We start from the raw sequence: 20,416 nt of genomic DNA on the forward strand, positions 1-20,416 counted from the left end.
CCAAGGGGAGGCTTTAAACCACAATTATTTAATTAACAATTAATAATTAATAATTTGGTAATTAGATTAAAGAGGGTGGGGAGTGGGGAGTAAAAGAAAGATTTAGTAATGGTGCTCAGATGGAACTGAGATGGAACATTTTTTATACCGAATTAATAAAGAATTTACATATAAAGGCTTTTAGATTTAATCAGCTCCTAATAAGTTAATGTATATAGTAAAATTTTATGAATTTGCTAGAAAATGATAAATTGGAAATGTTTTAGATTAATTATTGGTACTGTATTTTTCTTGATTTTACCTCCATCTCTAGTAATAGAGAAACTAGAGAAAGTTCAGACATATTCAAAAGCAGTTGCACAAGAGACTAAAAAATATAGCGATCACCTTACCCAAGAAAATTTACAAACTCAAGCACAGCAACTTGATGATCAAGCTAAACAACAACTTGAAAATGGAGAATTAGAAACTGCCTTACAAACTTGGCAGCAACTCCTAGACATTCATACTCAAAAGGGCGATCGCCTTAATATCAGCATCACCCTATACAGTATAGCTAGCATTTATCAGCAACTGGAGCAGTATGAGAAAGCTTTAGAAAATTATCAGCAAGCTTTGGAAATTCGTCAACAGTTAGGCGATACAGATAGAACATCCGTTCCGCTCCGGGAACAAATTGCTGCTACCCTACATAGTATTGGTACAGTTTATTATCATCTCAGTCAATATCCCCAAGCATTAGCATCATTAAATAAAGCACTGAAAATAAGTAGACAACTAGAGGATACTGCTGCTATTAGTAGCACTTTAAATGAAATAGGTGTTATCTATGATCGCCAAGGTAAATATCCTAAAGCTATAGAGTTTTATGAAGAAGCTTTAGAAATGGCTAAAAAGGAAAAAGAGAATGTCAATTTTACTGAAATTTTAAGTAATCTTGGTTTAGTTAATTCAAGGTTAGGTCGCTATCAGCAAGCTATAGATTTTTATCGGAAAGTTTTACAGAATGATCCGCCAAATAAAGCGACATTTTTAACTTATATTGGAGCAGTTTATCGCTACTTAGAAGAGTTTTCTAAGGCTTTAAAATTTTATCAACAAGCTTTAGAAATTTACGAAGAAAATCAAGACCGTCTGAATATAGCAACAACTCTAGATAATATAGGTGTAATTTATCGAGAACAGGAAAAATATTCCCAAGCATTAGAATATCATCAACAAGCATTAACCATAAGGGAAGAGTTAGGTGATAAGGAAGGTAAATCAACAACTATTCATAATATTGGTCTAGTGCATCGAGAGTCTGGTAAACATTCTGAATCTCTAGAATTTTTGACTCATACTTTAATTCTTGACCGACAACTTGGAAACCAGAATGGGGAAAGAATTAGTCTTGCTGATATAGGAAAATTATTAGAAAAAAAGAATCAACCGGAATTGGCAATAATATTTTATAAACAATCAATTAATATTACAGAAAAAATCCGCAAAGATTTACAGGTTTTACCAGTAGAGGAGCAAAAGTCTTATGTAGACGGCACTATTACTGAAATATATCGCGCTTTAGCTAACTTATTGCTGGAAGAAAAACGAGCTATAGAATCACAGCAGATTCTCGATTTGTTGAAAGTACAAGAAGTATTTGAGTATATGGGAGGTATCAAACCTGATGATGATAAATCTAATGAAGTTATTATGCTAAAACAGGAAAATCTTTTCCGAGAAAAACATACTCATTTTTTAGATGAAATCGGTAAAACTGACAAGCAAAATCAGAATATTTCATTAGAAAAATTAGTCACTATTCACGATTTTATTAGTAGTGAGGAAGTAACAGAAATTAGGTCAGAAATAAAGAAGAAAGCTAAGAGTCAAAGACTTACGCCTGAGATGTTAGTTTTGTTACAGTCTGAACTAAAGGAACATAAAAAAGAAAATGCAGTAGTCTTATATCCGTTAATTTTAGAAGATCGTCTGGAATTAATCTTAGTTACTCCTAATTCTCCTCCAATTCATCGTACTGTTTTAGTTAATCAGAAAGAATTTGAGCGAGTGCTTTTTGCATTTAGAGTAGGATTAATTGATAGAAAAGAAGTTGATGATATCTCTGATTCTAGAGTTGTGAAAGCCGGATTAAAACTTTATAATTGGTTGATAAAACCAATAGAAAATGACCTGAAAATCGGTAGAATTAAGACTATTATTTATGCACCAGATGGCAAACTTCGTTATATTCCTTTAGCAGCTTTATATGATGGAGAAAAATGGCTGACAGAGAGGTTTAAAATTAATAATATTACTGCTGCAAGTATTATGGATTTAACTCCTAGGAGAAATAGAAATCTCCGAATTTTGGCGGGTGCTTTAACTGAAGGAAATTATAACTTTGCAATTGGCAACAAACAGTTTGAGTTTGAAGGTTTGCCTTTTGCGGGAGTAGAGGTAGAAAAGTTAGCTAGTACGTTTCCTCAAACCAAGAAATTATTAGGAGATGATTTTACTAAACAATTTATGGAGTTAAAGATGGCTAGCCATAATTTAATACATTTTGCCACTCATTCTGCTTTTGTTAGTGGTAGTCCAGAAGATTCTTTTATATTATATGGAGATGGGGAACTCGCTAGCTTAAGAGAAGTAGAAAAGTGGAATTTGAATGGTGTAGAATTAGTGGTTTTAAGCGCTTGCGAAACTGGTAAAGGAAAACAGCTAGGAGATGGTTCAGAAATTCTGGGTTTTGGTTATCAAATGCAAGCTGCTGGTGCAGCAGCAAGTTTAGCAACTTTATGGCGAGTAGATGACCAGGCTACTTCTGAATTTATGAATGATTTTTATACAGCTTTAAAAGGTGGGATAAACAAGGTTAGAGCTGTACAAAAGGCACAAATTGCAATGATTAATAGTGAGTATAATCATCCTTATTACTGGGCACCATTTATTTTAATTGGCAATGGTTTTTGACGGAGGTATAGTCCAGAATGAAATGTAATATCATGTCCGGTTTATAAATAACGAAGGAGGAGTCAGAAACATTTTAGTAGAGTGCATTTTAATGAAATTTAACGCACCATAATTATGATAGCTGGTTAATTAAAAACGGTGCATTATGATGGATTGTTAAACACCTTTAATAGCAAATAATTAATCCTGTCTAACATACCCTACCGAACTTCTGACTTCTGTACGTCGCCAATCCGACGGCTCCCCTATCAAAACTTCTGACTTCTATTTCAACTCCTCCAATACCTCGGACGTAATCGGGTTTTCCCCTTTTTTCAAATTCTCTATCCAACCTTCAACTTTTACCTTTTCCTCCTCATCTTTCATCAAATCTACGAATACTTGAAACTCATCAATCGCTCCCTGATAATCCCCAGTTAATGCTTTTGCTATACCTCTATAACTCCGAATTTCATCATCATTAGGACTTAACTCTAATGCTTTTTCACAGGCAAATATCACATTTTGAGCCTGATTATTTAAGCTGCCAAACTTACATAATACTCCCCAATCATAAGCATCTATTTCTACATCTAAATCTAATTTTTGTGCTTCATCATAAAGACTAATTGCCTCTTCTATTTTTCCCTCTTTTGCCAAAAAAATTCCCTCTTCTACTTTGCCAGGAGCAGCAAATTTATTCGCCACAATTTCCGGGTCTATTTCTTTAGCTTTTGTATCAGGATCGAGATCAATTTCTGGTGATAATTCCTGGGCTTTTTTAAAGATAGAAATTGCTGACTCTATTTTTCCCGCTTTTGCCTCTATTTTCCCCTTTTCTACTTTGCCAAAAGCAACAAACTTTTTCGCCACAATTTCCGGGTCTATTTCTTTAGCTTTTGTATCAGGATCGAGGTCAATTTCCGCATCTAATTCTTTGGTGCGTTTCAAGATAGAAATAACCTTTTGGATTTCCTGTTTGTCTCCTCTTTTTACTAGATTTTTAGCTTCTGCAATCACACTATTATCAACAGGAAGTTGATCACAAGTTTTCTGATATTGATCTAAGCTACTGTTCATATACTGCTGCCACTCCTCTGCTGTTAAATTCCGACTAAGACGACTACAAGCTTCTGCAATTAAATCTTTTGTCATTACCCAATGGAGGCGGGCGGTATTGTCGAGACTTGCAGTAGCAATCGTTTTGCCGTCGGGGCTGAATGCTACTGCTCTTACAACGTCCTGGTGAAGTAAGGTAGCGAGGGCTTGGCCGGTGTCGGTATCCCACAGGCGGGCGGTATTGTCAGAACTTGCAGTAGCAATGGTTTGGCCGTCCGGGCTAAAGGCTACTGCCCATACCCTGTCCTGGTGGACTATGGTAGTGAGCACTTGACCGGTGTCGGCATCCCAAAGACGGGCTGTATTGTCATCACTTGCAGTGGCAATTGTTTTGCTGTCGGGGCTAAAAGCTACTGCATTTAGACTGTCCTGGTGGAGTAGGGTATCGACTTTTTGGCTGGTGTCGGCATCCCAGAGGCGGGTAGTATTATCAGAACTTGCAGTGGCAATTGTTTGGCCGTCCGGGCTAAAAGCTACTGCTTTTACCAAGTCCTGGTGGAGTAAGGTAGCCAGTTCTTGCCCAGTTGTAGCATCCCAGAGGCGAGCTGTTTTGTCATCACTTGCAGTGGCAATCGTTTGGCCGTCCGGACTAAAGGATACTGCATTTACCCAGTCCTGGTGGAGTAGGGTAGCCAGTTCTTGTCCAGTGTCAGTATTCCAGAGGCGGGCTGTTTTGTCATCACTTGCAGTAGCAATGGTTTGGCCGTCCGGGCTAAAGGCTACTGACCAGACATTGGACTGGTGGAGTAGGGTAGGGAGTTCTGGGCTAGTGTCAGCATTCCAGAGGCGGGCAGTTTTGTCATCACTTGCAGTGGCAATTGTTTTGCCGTCCGGGCTAAAAATTACTGACCAGACATCGGACTGGTGGTTGAGAGTAACAATGTTTTCGCCAGTGTCAGCATCCCAGAGGCGGGCGGTAATTACACTTGTAGTAGCAATGGTTTTGCTGTCGGGGCTAAAGGCTACTGCATATACCGAGTCCTGGTGAGGTAGGGTAGCAATTTCTTGGCCAGTGTCAGCATCCCAGAGGCGGGCGGTTTTGTCATAACTTGCAGTGGCAATGGTTTTGCTGTCGGGGCTAAAGGCTACTGCTATTACCCAGTCCTGGTGAAGTAGGGTAGCCAGTTCTTTGCCGGTGTTAGCATCCCAAAGACGGGCGGTTTTGTCAAAACTTGCAGTGGCAATGGTTTGGCCGTCCGGGCTAAAGGCTACTGCTCTTACCCTATCTTGATGGAGTAGGGTAGTGACTTCTTTGCCGGTTTCAGCATCCCAGAGGCGGGCGGTTTTGTCATCACTTGCAGTGGCAATCGTTTTGCTGTCGGGGCTAAAGGCTACTGCCCATACCTGGTCCTCGTGGAGTAGGGTAGCGAGTTCTTTGCCAGTAGTAGCATCCCAGAGACGAGCTGTTTTGTCATCACTTGCAGTGGCAATTGTTTGGCCGTCCGGGCTAAAAGCTACTGCATTTACCCAGTCTTGGTGGAGTAGGGTAGCAATTTCTTTGCCAGTGGTAGCATCCCAGAGGCGGGCGGTTTTGTCATCACTTGCAGTGGCAATTGTTTGGCCATCGGGGCTAAAGGCTACTGCTCTTACCCTATCCTGGTGGTTGAGGGTAGAGAGTTCTTGCCCGGTGTCAGCATCCCAAAGGCGGGCAGTTTTATCATTACTTGCAGTGGCAATGGTTTTACCGTCGGGGCTCAAGGCTACTGCATTTACCCCATCCTGGTGTAGTAGGGTATGCAGATGATCTGGTAGTTTAGTTAGTCCATTGCGGATAGCTCCATCGGCTGCTTTTTGGGGGATATCTAAAAACTGATCGCCGAAGAATTTCCTGACAACTTTCTCCCACCAAGAGTCTCGCAATTGTTTAAATTGTTGAACTTTGGCTATTGACTGGAGTCCTAACAGAACACTTGTATCGTAACGGTTATAAGTTCTGGAAGTCTCTGCTTCTGCTGCTAACTGACGGGCAAAGAATATTTCACTATTGTGTTTAGCTATCCTTTGCTGAACCAAACCATAGACAAATAACCCAGTCATCAAAAAGGAAAAAATACCCAAAATTTGATTCCGTCTTTGAGCTAACTTCCTGGCTTTTTGCTCTTGTTCAAATTCCCTTTTTTTCCGTTCTTTCTCTCCAACTTCTAAGCGCTTTTGCAAATCCTGACTTGCTCTCACAAACTCATAACCAACCCCATCCAATAAAGCCATATCTCCATACTTGGTCACATATTCTTCTGCTTTTATTAACTGTCCTTCTCGCCATAACCAATCATCTTTTTTATCATGTTTTTTCCACTCGGCAGCATCTTCTTCTATTTTCCTTTCCAATGGCAAAGCTTCTTGATATTCTTCTACCCAATTTCTCAGTTTTTCCCAACTTCTAATTAAATCTTCGTGAATAATATCTAATAATGTTCCTGCCTCTGACTTATCTTTTGTAATTAACCGATTATTTTGGTCGGCTAATTTATCAGTTACTTCTGACAACAGCTCTAAAGTATGTTTTTCATTAGGCAATTTTTCTAATATGACTCGTCTGCGAGTATCTGTTACTTTTTCTGAATTTAGTTGCTGTTCCCCAGGCTGTACTAATTCTAAAAATATCCGCTTTGCAACTAACTTTTCTTCTTTACTCAGACTCTCAAATACTTCATTAGCTCTTTTAGTTAAAGTACCTTTTATTCCACCTAACTTTCTATAAGTTGCTAGAGTTAAATATTTAGTTTTGTCTTCTCCTTGAGTCGCATCTTTCCACAGTACATCTAGAGTATATTGCAGCAGAGGTAAACTACCTGGGTTACGCAAAAAGTCTTCCGTCATTTGGGCAACTAATCCTGGTTCTACTCCCATCCCTACTAATTCGGCTGGTTTTTTTATTGCCTCTTCTATTTCCTCTTTTTCTAAAGGAGTTACTAAGAATTGATTGTCTTTAATTTGAGTTGCTAACCCTGGATATTTTGAACATTGGTCGAGAAAGTCTGCCCGCATTCCTAAGATTAAGCAAAAATTATTTTGAATGGCTTTATTTCCTATTGCTGCCAAGAAGCAATCAAAAAATTTCTGTCGTTTTTTGTGAGTTTCACAGAGGGTAAAAGATTCTTCAAATTGGTCGATTACCATGATGACTCTTTCGGCTTCTGCTGACTGGATAAAGTCGATTAATTTTTCGCTTAAATTCTCTGGTTTTTCCTCTTCTATATTAATTGCCTGTTGCAGATTTTCCAGAGGAGTTGAAGTGGGAGTAAAAGGATCTAGATATTGCCACCTGTCACTTCCCGATGTTTTCTGCCCCCGCTTCAGTTGATATAACAAACCTGCTCTTAATAAGGATGATTTTCCACTACCCGAGGCTCCTAATATTGCCACAAAATTATTAGTTCTGATTCGGTCTATTAATTCATCTGTTAATCTAGTTCTGCCATGAAAAAATACTGCATCTTCTTCCTTTTCTGTGAAATAAGATAAAGCACGATAAGGAGGAGTATTTTTCCAGCGTTCATCTATAGGTTGAGTCGGAGTATTAGTAGTTAAAATAATTGCATTTCCTGAATTATGAAATACAGGAGCTTGAGCAGTATTGAGCATATTCTTTTTAATAGAATCTGCCAATATATAGTTAGTTACCCAACCATCTACAGAATTTTCTGGATTTAAACCTTTGAGTAATCTAGCCGTAAAAACACCTTGTTCTCCATCTATTTGTTCCACACTTGTTTCAAAGGAACGAGCAGCAGTAATAAAACAACGACTTACTTGTTTTCCCGTACCAGGATCTGCCTCTTGAAAGTTCAAAAATTCTCCGCTAAAACAACAGTCTAACCAAACTATTTGTGTTTTGACTGGACTATTTTTTAATAATTGTTTTAACCAATTTAAAGAAATACCATATTTCTCATTTTTGATTTGAGCATCACTGGTAGCTAAAAATCCTTCTTGAATTCCTCCTTTTTCTTTCAAATAACCATGTCCGGCAAAAAAGAGTAAAGCCACATCAGGAACTTCATTTTTTGATGGAGGATTAAATAAATTAATAATCCTTTTTTCTAGGTCATTAACTTTGACAAGACCATTAGGAACAAATCTAGCTTGACCTTCTTCGTTATAAGTTTTAGGTAAACGTTGTACATGAAACTTGCCGTATTTTTCTAACATTTCGGCGATAGCTTCAGCATCTTTTACAGGAGCTTTGAGGTTTAAATCTCCAGGCTTCTTTTTTTTGAGAAATGGGTAGGAATTAATGCCAACGACTAATGCTTCTCTATTCATAATTATTGATTATTTACTAATGGTTGGGACTGATAACTGATAACTGAAATGCTTCTCTATTCATAGTTATTAATTATTTACTATACTTTTAAACAAATTAATATAGATAATTATGATGAATTTATATCAATAATCCCTCGTTTAAAACAGCTAAATTTAGTTCATTATCGACTGAAACAAAAGTAATAGCAGGTAAACTATTAGCTAAACAGATGGAATTAACAACACAACCTGCTCTTAACTAAATTGTATCATAACCCATGAAACTATAAGTTTCAGCTATTATCATTCCCGAATTAATAATACTTTGAGTAATTTCAATAACTTAGTAGCTTTGAAGAGTATCTTGTCTAAATTGATGACTAACTTCTTTTGAATCTGTCATACTAATACTTCCACCAGGCGATCGCCTGACAATAGTAGCAATAAATATTTCATTTTAGATGTGTCACACCACTAGGAATAAGATAAGTATTTAAGGAGCTTACAAACAAAAATTTGATTATAGCTAATTATCCAATAGCGTAGCCCCTCCCAAAGGAGGTATAAAATATCAGGCAAAACAGTCCACTATTAGACTTAAATCTTTTGACACTCTACAAGTAACAAAACTTAACATAAACATAGGCAGAACTTAACCTAGAAACTATAAAATAACTTGACACCATTTTTATGTGAGGTTGCAAAGAATTAGAAATTTTTGCATTTATCTGTTTTTATTTACAGTTAATTATGATTATTTTTTATTCTGTGCAACTTCATATTAAATTGGTATTACGGTTATGACTGTAAGTAATTAAAGGGTTCCTAATTTATGCCAAATCAAGTCCGCTTTGCCACCTTCAACGCATCTCTCAACCGCAACGAAGCAGGTCAATTAATTCAAGACCTTTCCACAACAGAAAACGAACAAGCGCAAAGCGTAGCAGAAATTATTCAAAGAGTCAATCCTGATGTTTTATTAGTTAATGAATTTGACTTTGATACACAAGGAATAGCCGCCGATTTATTCCGAGATAACTATTTAGAAATAAGTCAAAATGGAATAGATCCTGTAGAATATCCATTCGTTTATTTTGCTCCTTCAAATACAGGAATTGCTTCTGGTTTTGACCTAGATAATAATGGGGAAATAGTGACAACTCCAGGTGTAGATGGTTATGGAAATGATGCCCTTGGTTTTGGTAATTTTCCCGGTCAATTTGGAATGGTTTTATATTCAAAATACCCTATTGTAGAAGAGGGAATAAGAACTTTCCGAAACTTTCTTTGGCGAGATATGCCAGGGGCATTATTACCAGATAATTTTGATACACCTGAACCTAATGATTTCTATTCACAACCAGAATTAGGAGTATTTCCTCTTTCTTCTAAAAGTCATTGGGATGTCCCTATTAATGTTAATGGAGAAATAATTCATGTTTTAGCGAGTCATCCTACTCCTCCAGTTTTTGATGGGGATGAAGATAGAAATGGTAGAAGAAATCACGATGAAATTCGATTTTGGTCAGATTATATTATTCCTGGAGCAGGAGATTATATTTATGATGATGCAGGTACTATTGGAGGTTTAAATCCTGGTAATTCTTTTGTAATTATGGGAGATCAAAATGCCGATCCAGTTGATGGAGATAGTTTCAATAATGCCATTAATCAATTATTAGAAAATCCTCTGGTAAATACTTCAATAACTCCTGGGAGTTTAGGGGGAGTTGATGCCACAAACCGTCAAGGTGGAGAAAGTGCAAATCAGTTAGGCAACCCTGCTTTTGATACAGCAGATTTTAATGATGAACCAGGTAATTCTGGAAATTTACGAGTTGATTATGTTTTACCTTCAATAGATCGAGAAATAGTTGAGACTGCTGTTTTTTGGCCGACAGAAAATGACCCTTTATTTCCATTAGTAGGAGACTTTCCTTTTCCTAGTTCAGACCATCGTTTAGTTTGGGCAGATATTACTGGTGAAAGTCGTCAAACTGTAACTAATATTGAATTTATTGGTGATGTAGAATTTCCAACTGGATTTAATTTTGCAGGTACAGAAGTAGGGGGTCTTTCTGGTATTAGTTACGACAAAAATTCAAGAATTTATTATGCTCTTTCTGATGATGGGAGTCAAAATAATGCTGCCCGTTTTTATAATGTTGATATTGATTTAAGTGACGGTAGTCTTGATGATGGAGATGTTGCATTTACAAATTTGACTACTCTATTCAATGAGGATGGTGTACTATTCCCACAAAATAGTATCGATCCAGAAGGAATTGCTTTTAATAGTGAAAATTTATTTATCTCTTCAGGAGGAAATGTTAATAATGGTATTGCTCCATTTGTTAATGAGTTTTCTCTGGCAGGAGAACAATTAAATGAGTTAGCAATTCCAGATAAATTTTTACCTAATGCAGATGGAACTCAAGGTATCAGAAATAATCTCGCTTTTGACAGTTTAACAATTAGTCCTAACGAACGTTTTCTCTACACGGCAACTGAAAATTCTTTAGTGCAAGATGGTGAAATTTCTACTCTGGAAAATGAGGGTACTTCTCGGATTATTAAATATGATTTACTAAGTGGGGAAGCTGTTAAAGAATTTCTCTATTTTGTTGACCCTATTCCTGAAGCTCCATTAGAAGAAGATGGTTTTGCTGATAATGGTTTAGTTGAATTACTTGCCTTAGATAATAGTGACACTTTATTAGCTTTAGAAAGGTCTTTTGCTTCAGGAGTTGGTAATAATATTCGCCTCTATGAAGTGCAATTACAAAATACAACAAATATCCAAGGGTTTAACAGTTTAATTAATCCCAGTGACCCCGATGGAGAATTATTTGATGTTGATGCTGTAGCAGAAAAACGACTATTACTGGATTTTGCCGAATTAGGCATTACTTTAGATAATTCTGAGGGTATAGCATTCGGACCTGTTTTGCCAGATGGGTCTCAATCTTTAGTGGTAGTTAGCGATAATAATTTTAACGATACTCAAAGAACTCAATTCTTAGGTTTCTCCCTAGATATTGATACTATTCCTGTTGTTAACCCTACAAATGAAACCCCAAATTTAATCAGAACTGAAACTGGTGCTGATGCAGACGATCCGGCAATTTATGTAGATCCAAATAACCCAGACCAAAGTTTAGTTATTACCACATTAAAAGATGCTGGTTTAGCAGTTTACGATCTAAACGGTCAACCTTTACAAACAATTTCTCCAGCAATTCCAGGGGATGTTCGCTACAACAATGTAGATATTGTTTATGACTTCCAAATAGGAGGTGGAACAGTCGATTTAGTAGTAGCAACTGACCGAGCAAATGATACTTTAGCAATTTGGAGAATTGACCCTCAAACTCGTCAACTTATTAATATTACTTCTCCTAATCTTAGCAACCCTGCAACCTCAATTTTTGGTATAGATGATGGGGAACAAACTGCTTATGGATTAGCAACTTATACTGACCCTAATACTGGACAAGCTTACGCTTTTGTCAGTCAGCGAGATGGGAATCAAATTGCTCAGATAGAGTTAATACCTAATACCGATGGAACAGTAGGTGCATTTTTAGGACGTGTTGTAACTGTACCTATTCCAGAAGGTCAAGAACTGGAAGATGCGCAAGTAGAAGGAATGGTTGTAGATCGAGAATTAGGTGTTGTTTATGCTGGTCAAGAAAACTTTGGAATTTTGAAATTTGATGCAGCAGTTGATGGTAGTAGCGAACTAATTTTAGTTGATGAAGTTGGTGAAAATATTCAAGCTGACGTAGAAGGTTTAACTATTTATTATGCTGATAATGGTAATGGTTATTTATTAGCTTCTAGTCAGGGAGATAATACTTTTGCTGTTTATGAACGGGAAGGAGATAATGAATTTATTGGTAACTTCTTTATAGGAGATTTTGCTAATATTGATGGAGCCGAAGAATCTGATGGTGCTGATGTAATTAATGTTTCTTTAGGTAACAATTTTCCTAACGGTTTATTAGTAGTTCAAGACGGTTCAAATGAACCAGAAGTAATTCAGCAAGACCCAGAAGATGGAGAAATTCAAAACTTCAATACTAACTTTAAATTTGTCCCTTGGGAAAATGTTGCTAATGCCTTTCAAGAACCTCTAGAAATTGATCGTTTCAGTTATAATCCTCGGCAAATTTCAAACAGTTTAATTAATGGCATTGCCAGTGGCGATACTACCCAAACTTCAACAGTGTTATGGGCAAATAGTAATTCCTCCGGACAAATAACATTTGAAGTAGCTACAAATTCCGACTTTAGTAACATTATTCGCACAGTTAATGCCAACCAGACAAATGTTCCAACTAAAGTCGAAATCACAAACTTAAATCCTGGTACGGAATATTATTATCGAGTCACCGATCCAGCAGGTTCAACAGAAATAGGAGAATTTGAAACTGCAGCAGCATTAGGCACTCAAAATGGGTTAAAATTTGGAGTAGCAGGAGACTGGCGAGGCGAACTTGCTCCCTATCCTGCTATTGCCAATGCCGATCAAGCAGATTTAGATTTCTTCGTTTTAAATGGGAATACAGTCCATGCCGATATTCCTTCGCCAGCAGTACCAGAACCACAAGCAGAAACTTTAGCAGAATTTCAAGCTAAATATCAGGAAGTATATGGCGATCGCTTCGGCGAAAATACTTGGGAAGACCTCCGGGCAACCACATCAATTTTGGCCACGATCGGCGACAATGAAGTTATTGACAACTTCTCTGGCGGTGCCCCGGCAAATTCCGATGCTCGCTTTTCACAAACAACAGGTTTAATTAACGATACTCAACTCTATGAAAATGGTTTGCAAGCATTCCAAGAATTCAATCCTTTGCGAGATGAATTTTATGGAAATACAGGAGAAGAGCGCACTACAAATGAACGAAAATTATATCGCTTTAATACCTATGGCAACGATGCTGCCAACATAGTATTAGATGCTCGTTCCTTCCGAGACCAAGGACTACCAGCTGCTGGAGGAACACCAGAAGAAATAGGAGCATTCCTAGCAGCTTCTTTTGATCCTAACCGCACAATGTTAGGAGAACCGCAATTACAAGACCTGAAAAATGACTTACTTCAAGCAGAGAATGATGGCATTACCTGGAAATTTGTCATGGTGCCCGAACCAATTCAAAATTTAGGAATTGGTGCTGCATCCGATCGCTTTGAAGGTTATGCTGCCGAACGGACAGAAGTTCTCAAATTTATTGATGATAATAATATTGATAACGTCGTCTTTGTGGCAGCAGATATCCACGGCACTATCGTTAACAACTTAACTTATCAAGAAGGGTTTGGTGGAGAACAAATTGCTACCAATGCTTTTGAAATAACTACTGGTTCAGTTGCATTTGACCCTCCATTTGGTCCAAGTGTAATTGAGTCAGCTATAGCAGTCAATGCTTTGAGTCCAGAACAACAAGCTTTGTACGAGATTTTACCAGTTGCCAACGATGGCGACAGTGAAGTTGATGATCGAGATGATTTTCTCAAAGAACTCATCAATGCACAAATATCCCCCCTTGGTTACGATCCTATTGGGCTGAACGATAACTTAGCAATAGCAGATGGTGAAATTGATGCCACTCTAATTCAAGGTGACTACATTGCAACTCAGACCTTTGGTTGGACAGAATTTGAAATCGATCCTAATACCCAACAGTTGCGCGTTGTTACTTATGGTGTAGAACCCTATACAGAGGAGGAGTTATTAACCAATCCAGAAGCAATTATTAACCGTGAAATACAGGTAGTAAGTGCATTTGTAGTTAATCCCATCATTAGTTTACCAACAGTAGGAATTAACATTGAACCGGAAATTATTAGTGAAAACCAAGACCAATACACCTTAACTTTCAATCTAAATAAAGTTGCCCCACCAGAAGGTTTACGGGTCGTTTGGTCAGAAACTGATTCTGATAATGCTTTTGGCGATATCGAATTTCCTCCTCAATTAAGCAATGCTTCTAACTTAGAATCTCTCGATCCAGTAGGGAATGAACTCGCCCGATCTGCTATTACAATTAACCCAGGGGCAACTACAGCTACTGTTACTTGGACAACTATTCCTGATGACGATCCTGAAGGTGATGAAATTACATCCTTTAATTTGGTGGAAACAGACAACTATATTGTCGATCCTCAGAACCAAATGGATGTCATCCTTATTGACGATATAGCTGCACCTATTGATGAAGATAGGTCCCTCGAAGGTGGTTCCGAAGCAGATAATATTATAGGTGGTACTGGTAACGATAATATTTTTGGCTTCGAGGGTGCGGATACCTTAGAAGGTAATAATGGTAATGACAATATCGTAGGCGATGACGGTAATGACCTGCTCTTTGGACAAAATGGTGATGATACTTTAGATGGTGGTTCGGGAAATGACTTCCTCTTTGGTGAAAATGACGACGACGAAATGAATGGTGGTGCAGGGAACGATCGCCTTAATGGTGGTGCGGGTAGCGATCGCCTTAATGGTGGTGCGGGAAGTGACACCCTCACTGGTGGAGTAGGTATTGATAATTTCATCTTTGCTGCAAATCAAGAATTTAATTCTAATAATGTTGGTATTGACGAAATTACTGATTTTGTTGTTGGTCAAGATAAAATTGTTTTGGATAGAACTACATTTACAGCGATTAACGATATAGCAGCAGATTTTGCCACTGTCACTAATAATATTGATGCTGCAATTTCTGATGCTGTAATTGTCTACAACACAAACAGCGGTCAGTTATTCTACAATTCTAATGGTAGTGGTAATGGTTTTGGTGATGGTCGTCAGTTTGCAACTTTAAGCAATCAAGTATTGCTTGAAGTTGATGACTTTATTATCAGAGGATAGTATACTGGCACAGTGAATTTTGTGCATTAGGGCGGGTTTATCTAATCTTAGGTTGAGCATTGAACTTTCAACTAGAACCCGCCCCTACTATTGCAACATTTACCGATATGATATGATTTTGATATGTACCCAGGAATTTAGCCTTATCAATACAATTACCAGGCTAGAAATTTGCACGATTCCATCTTTCATCATTTGCAACTATAATTTTAATGATGTTCCTTTTTACTGAATTTCTATTACTACAAATCATATTTAATACTAAATATTTTTAAGAAATTTTTAATGGACGACAACTAAACATTAATTAATAAATATGGATATCTGTAAAAATACTTAGCTTTTTACAAAAAGCAACATTTTCTAGCAAAAAAAACCAGAACTTATTAATAATAATTAACATAATAATAGTAACAATACGGATAAATAATGCTAATCTAAAAATAACATTTGTCATTAAAAACCAGGGAGCCACCTAAAGAAGTACCGAATTTTAGGTGAGATGATTTAGCATAGGCTAGTAGTTTAGTAATCAATTGTATTCGGTACTAAATAAATAACCAGGTTGACTCCTTAGAACTAGTGGCTCTGCGTGCAGGGCTAAGGAGAATAACATGAATAATATAATAATAGGGACTCAGCTTTTAGATGAGTCTGAAATATCTGCTTTGAATTCAGGATTATTAAGCTTAGAAGAAAGCTTGAGAGCGATCGCCACAGATGGCAGTTTATTACCAATATTTGAAGTTGCTTTTGGCAATGAATTTGACAGAGAAAAAGCAGAAGATTTGCGAGGGGAGTGGAAAGTAGAAAATTTAGAATGGTTGCCCAAGATTGATATTCGCTCCGCAGCAGAGATTAATGGTGCGAATGGTGCTTTTGCAGGAGCTAATAATACTATTTATTTAGCAGCAGAATATATTAGTCAGAATGTGGGAAATGGGGAGGCGATCGCCAATCTGTTATCAGAAGAAGTTGGGCATTTTGTTGATTATGAAATTAACAGGGATGACGCTGATGGGGATGAGGGTAAAATTTTTTCTACCTTAGTGCAAGGAATAGAGTTAAGCAATGAAGAACTTCAGACATTAAAAACAGAAGATGATATTGCACTTATTAATATAGATGGACAGCAAATCCAAATTGAACAGAATGTAAACGAACTTCTCAACAAAGTTAGTGGGGCAATAACTGATATTCTTAATGGTCTTGAAGATGCTAAAACAGTAGTAGAAGGAGTAACCAGTGGTTTAAAAGAATATTTAACAGTTATTCAAGCAGCAATTGACAGTCAAATATTTACAAAATTGCCTCTACTGGGGGACGAACTGCAAAAATCTACAGACCAAGCAGCCAAATTTCTTAATGACCTCAACAACGATATTTTAGCCCAATTAGAACAGTTAGAAGACTTAGTAAATTTGTCTTCAGAACAGGTAAAACAAGTTCTGTTTGATGCACTAGATCAACTTGATGTGCTGAAATCAGGGATAGATATTACAGCCATTCCTACATCAGTTGCAGACCAAATAATTGCTAAATTTCAGTCTGAAATTAATAGCGACAAAACTGTTTCTGATGCACTAGAGACAGCTATTTCAGAAGCTTTAATATCTTTAGATCCGGAAATATTTAAAGGAGAAATTCCCACAGTTAATGAAGTATTAGAAATAGCAATAACTGAATTTAGCCAAGAATTACGAAGTCAGTTTAGTGGTTTATTGGCTGAAGTTTTGGATGAACCCCTGAATATAATTCGAGAAGCTTTTCGTGATGTAATTCCTAGTATAGATAATATTGAAGAAATCCCAGAATTTATTCCTCAAAATATTCTGAATGCGATACTAAATTTATCCAATGGAGAAGAAATTACAGAGGTACTTCAAGATGCGATAGAAGATGGAATTAATCAACTAGGTGTAGCTGGAGAAAATTTGCTAGAAGATATTCTCTCAGAACTAGAAATCAAATTAGTTGACCCATTAGCAGGGCTATTAAACAACGTATTAGAACAACCAAAACAATTAATTGAAGAAGGGCTAGAAGACTTATTAGGACAAGACATTAATATTGGTAATATTGCCAATGGTTTCACTTTTAATATTGATTTTTATCAAGAGAAATCTTTAGAAACTTCCTTAGCTTCTGACATTGGTTTGCCAGGGTTAGGATTAACAACTGATGGAAAAGCAAAAGTAGATTTAGGAATTGACTTTAATTTAGGTTTTGGTTATACATCAGATGATGGGTTATTCCTAGATACTTCTGCAAATAAAGAATTAGGTATTGGTTTGGATGCTTCCCTACCAGGTTTAGAAGCACAAGGTGAAATGGGATTTTTACTAATTGATGTTACAGACAAAGGAACTAATCTAAATGCGGATTATTCTGTAGATGTAACAGACCCAAATTCAGACGGTAAATTAACATTATCTGAAATAGGCGGAACTCTATTTAATATTAATACTGAACCTAATGCTTCTGCCGATATAAAATTAAATCTCCTCTCAAAACTTGGCGACTCAGCAGCACTACCAAAAGTTGGTACAGATTTAAATATTAGTTGGGATTTTGCTGAAAATAATGCCATTCCTCAAGTTAGTTTTGATGAAACAAATATATTTTTAGGTTCGTTTCTCAGCGATTTTGTCAGACCAATTGTTGAACCAATTCAAGTAATTACTAAACCTATTAAAACAGCCACAGATTTTCTCAGAAAACCAATAGTAATTTTAGAGGAATTAAATTTAGGAGGCCCTGACAATAACCTACTCGGTTTAGCTAATCAGTTTTCCAGTGACCCAACTATTAAAAATGTCACTTTGGCATTAGATGCTATTAACTTTATTGATGTATTATCTGGTATAGCTAATAAAGATGCAGGCGAAGTAGGAATTAATATTGGTAATGTTAGTCTAGGTGACTTTGATATAACTTCCGGTACTCCTATTGTAAATGCAAACCTTTCAGCGCCTGATAAATCTCTAGCAGAATTAGAAGAAGAATTCAACGCATTTCTAGAAAAAAATCCTGGAAGTTCTAGTAACTTTCAAGCTCAAAAAGATTTCTTCAGTAACAAAGACTCCATTGATAAATTTCTTTCATTCCCAATTTTAGATAATCCCACTTCAGCAATTGGATTATTGACTGGACAAAATGTAGACTTTTTTACATTTCAACTTCCCGACTTTGATTTCTCCTTTGGTATAGAAGGTTCGTTTCCTATTGTTGGTCCAATTGTTGTATCTTTTGGAGGTGAAATTGGAGCCAAACTAAATCTAGGATTTGGATATGATTCTGAAGGAATAAAACAGTGGGCTGACACTGGATATGAATCTGATGAAATAGAGAAAATTTTTGATGGCTTTTTCTTTAGTGATAATCGAAACGGTGCAGAAGATTTACCAGAATTAGAAGTTAGTGGTCTACTCAAAGCAGGAGTAGGTATAGATGTTGTTATTGCCAAAGCAGAAGTTAACGGTGGGATTGAAGCAACTATTGGTGTTGATTTGGAAGACTTAGGAGAATCTGGTGATGATTTAGGAATAAGTGACGGTAAAATTCGTGGGTCTGAATTCAAAGCTATTTTTGACTCCCACCCAGGTTGCTTATTTGATATTGGTGGTCAATTAGATGCGTTTCTCGGATATTACGCTCGAGTTGGCTGGCCTCCCTTTGGTAAAGAATGGGAAGGAGAATTTGCCAGAACAACCCTAGCCGAATTTGGTATTGAAACCTGTCCCCAACAACATCCCATATTAGCAAACGAAGGTCCCGAAAGCTTTGGTGGTGGAACTCTAGAATTAAATATGGGGCCACGGGCGGAATTACGGTTATTTATTGATACCACTGACAATGGTGAGACATTTATTCTCAAAGGTTCAGGAAATCCAAACAATGACACGATAACAGTTAATGCTATTGGCTATTCTCAAAATTACGCTGGAGTCAATAATATTCAGGCTAACGGTGGTGAATTTGATGACAATATTGATGTTGAAAATATTGCCATATCTGTAGAGTTTTCTGGTGGAAACGGTGATGATGTGTTATCTGGCGGAGACGGTGATGATGTCATCAACGGAGATAGTGGAGATGACAGAATATTAGGTCGCGCTGGAAACGATAATCTCTCTGGTGGTAGTGGTCAAGATTTTATTAACGCTGGAGAGGGTAACGATAATGTTTCTGGTGGTGAAGGGGATGATGAACTTTATGGCAAAGCAGGGATAGATAATATTGATGGCGGTGCAGGAAACGATTTTATAGCTGGTGGTACAGATAATGATGAGCTTTATGGAGACAGCAATGATTTCCAAGCTGGCAACGATATTATCCTCGGTGATGAAGGTGATGACCAAGTTTATGGTCGTGGTGGTAACGACAATATTAGTGGAGGTACAGGAGAAGATGAATTAAACGGTGGTACAGGTGATGATGAAATCTTAGGAGATCCTGGTAACGATATTCTCAAGGGAGAAGCGGGTAACGATAAAATTAGTGGTGGTGAAGATGTTGATGTTGTCAGTTATGAAAGCTCTCCCGATGCAGTCGTTGTCAATATTGATGAAACACAAAGTTATCAAAACTCAAGTGCAATAGATGACTTAGAAGGGAATTTTAATATTGACGCTGCCACAGCTCAAGATGGCTTTGGTACAGAGGATAGTTTTAACTTTACTGCTGTCAGAACAACCTATGATGAGGCAACAAATACAGTCATTGAGCAAATTATTGATGTTTCAGGAAATATCGAAAATATTATTGGTTCAGAATCAGACGATGTTCTCATTGGCAACGAAAAAGATAACCAAATCGACGCTTCAAAAGGCAACGACGTTGTGATAGGCAATGCAGGTAATGATAATTTAGACGGTGGAGTTGGCAACGATGCCGTCAGCTATCGTCGCGATCCAAATCCAGTAGAAGTAAACCTTTTTAACAACAAGGCCACCGATGGCTTTGGTAACACTGACCAAATATTTAATATCGAAAATGTAGTTGGTTCAAATTTCAACGATAATATTACAGGAGACAATAACGCCAATATTGTCACCGCTGGCGCAGGTGCAGATAATGTTAAAGGTGGTGCAGGGAATGACAACCTTAACGGCGAAACTGGTAACGACATTCTCCAGGGAGAACAAGGCAACGACGAAATAGATGGTGGCGATGACATTGATACAGTCAGCTACGATAACTCCCCCAACGCCGTAGTTGTTAATATCG

3 protein-coding genes and 1 pseudogene are annotated in these 20,416 nt (G+C 37.3%); 3 read left to right on the forward strand and 1 reads right to left on the reverse strand.

Annotation, left to right across the window (positions count from 1 at the left end):
* The first annotated feature begins 243 nt into the window (after window positions 1-243).
* On the forward strand, window positions 244-2,958 hold the full coding sequence (locus ACP6PL_RS05840) for a CHAT domain-containing protein (RefSeq protein WP_426543499.1): 2,715 nt from the start codon (window positions 244-246) through the stop codon (window positions 2,956-2,958).
* A 264-nt stretch (window positions 2,959-3,222) separates the two neighbouring features.
* Here the strand turns inward: ACP6PL_RS05840 and ACP6PL_RS05845 are convergent, their stop codons facing one another.
* The gene (locus ACP6PL_RS05845) at window positions 3,223-8,322 is read right to left on the reverse strand and encodes an nSTAND1 domain-containing NTPase (RefSeq protein ID WP_426543501.1); all 5,100 of its coding nucleotides are present in this window, start codon (window positions 8,320-8,322) and stop codon (window positions 3,223-3,225) included.
* An 814-nt stretch (window positions 8,323-9,136) separates the two neighbouring features.
* Between ACP6PL_RS05845 and ACP6PL_RS05850 the strand changes: the two genes are divergently transcribed.
* Window positions 9,137-15,187, forward strand: a complete 6,051-nt coding sequence (locus ACP6PL_RS05850; RefSeq protein WP_426543503.1) for a phytase — start codon at window positions 9,137-9,139, stop codon at window positions 15,185-15,187.
* A 614-nt stretch (window positions 15,188-15,801) separates the two neighbouring features.
* Window positions 15,802-20,416: pseudogene (locus ACP6PL_RS05855) on the forward strand (hypothetical protein); the annotation flags it as partial.

The sequence above is a fragment of the Dapis purpurea BLCC-M126 genome, assembly GCF_050015975.1.
Lineage (GTDB): Bacteria > Cyanobacteriota > Cyanobacteriia > Cyanobacteriales > Microcoleaceae > Trichodesmium.

Bases quoted from the DNA above. Each gene is read 5' to 3' on its own strand.
- ACP6PL_RS05840 (WP_426543499.1), top strand. From the start codon at position 244: ATGATAAATTGGAAATGTTTTAGATTAATTATTGGTACTGTATTTTTC.
- ACP6PL_RS05845 (WP_426543501.1), bottom strand. From the start codon at position 8,322: ATGAATAGAGAAGCATTAGTCGTTGGCATTAATTCCTACCCATTTCTC.
- ACP6PL_RS05850 (WP_426543503.1), top strand. From the start codon at position 9,137: ATGCCAAATCAAGTCCGCTTTGCCACCTTCAACGCATCTCTCAACCGC.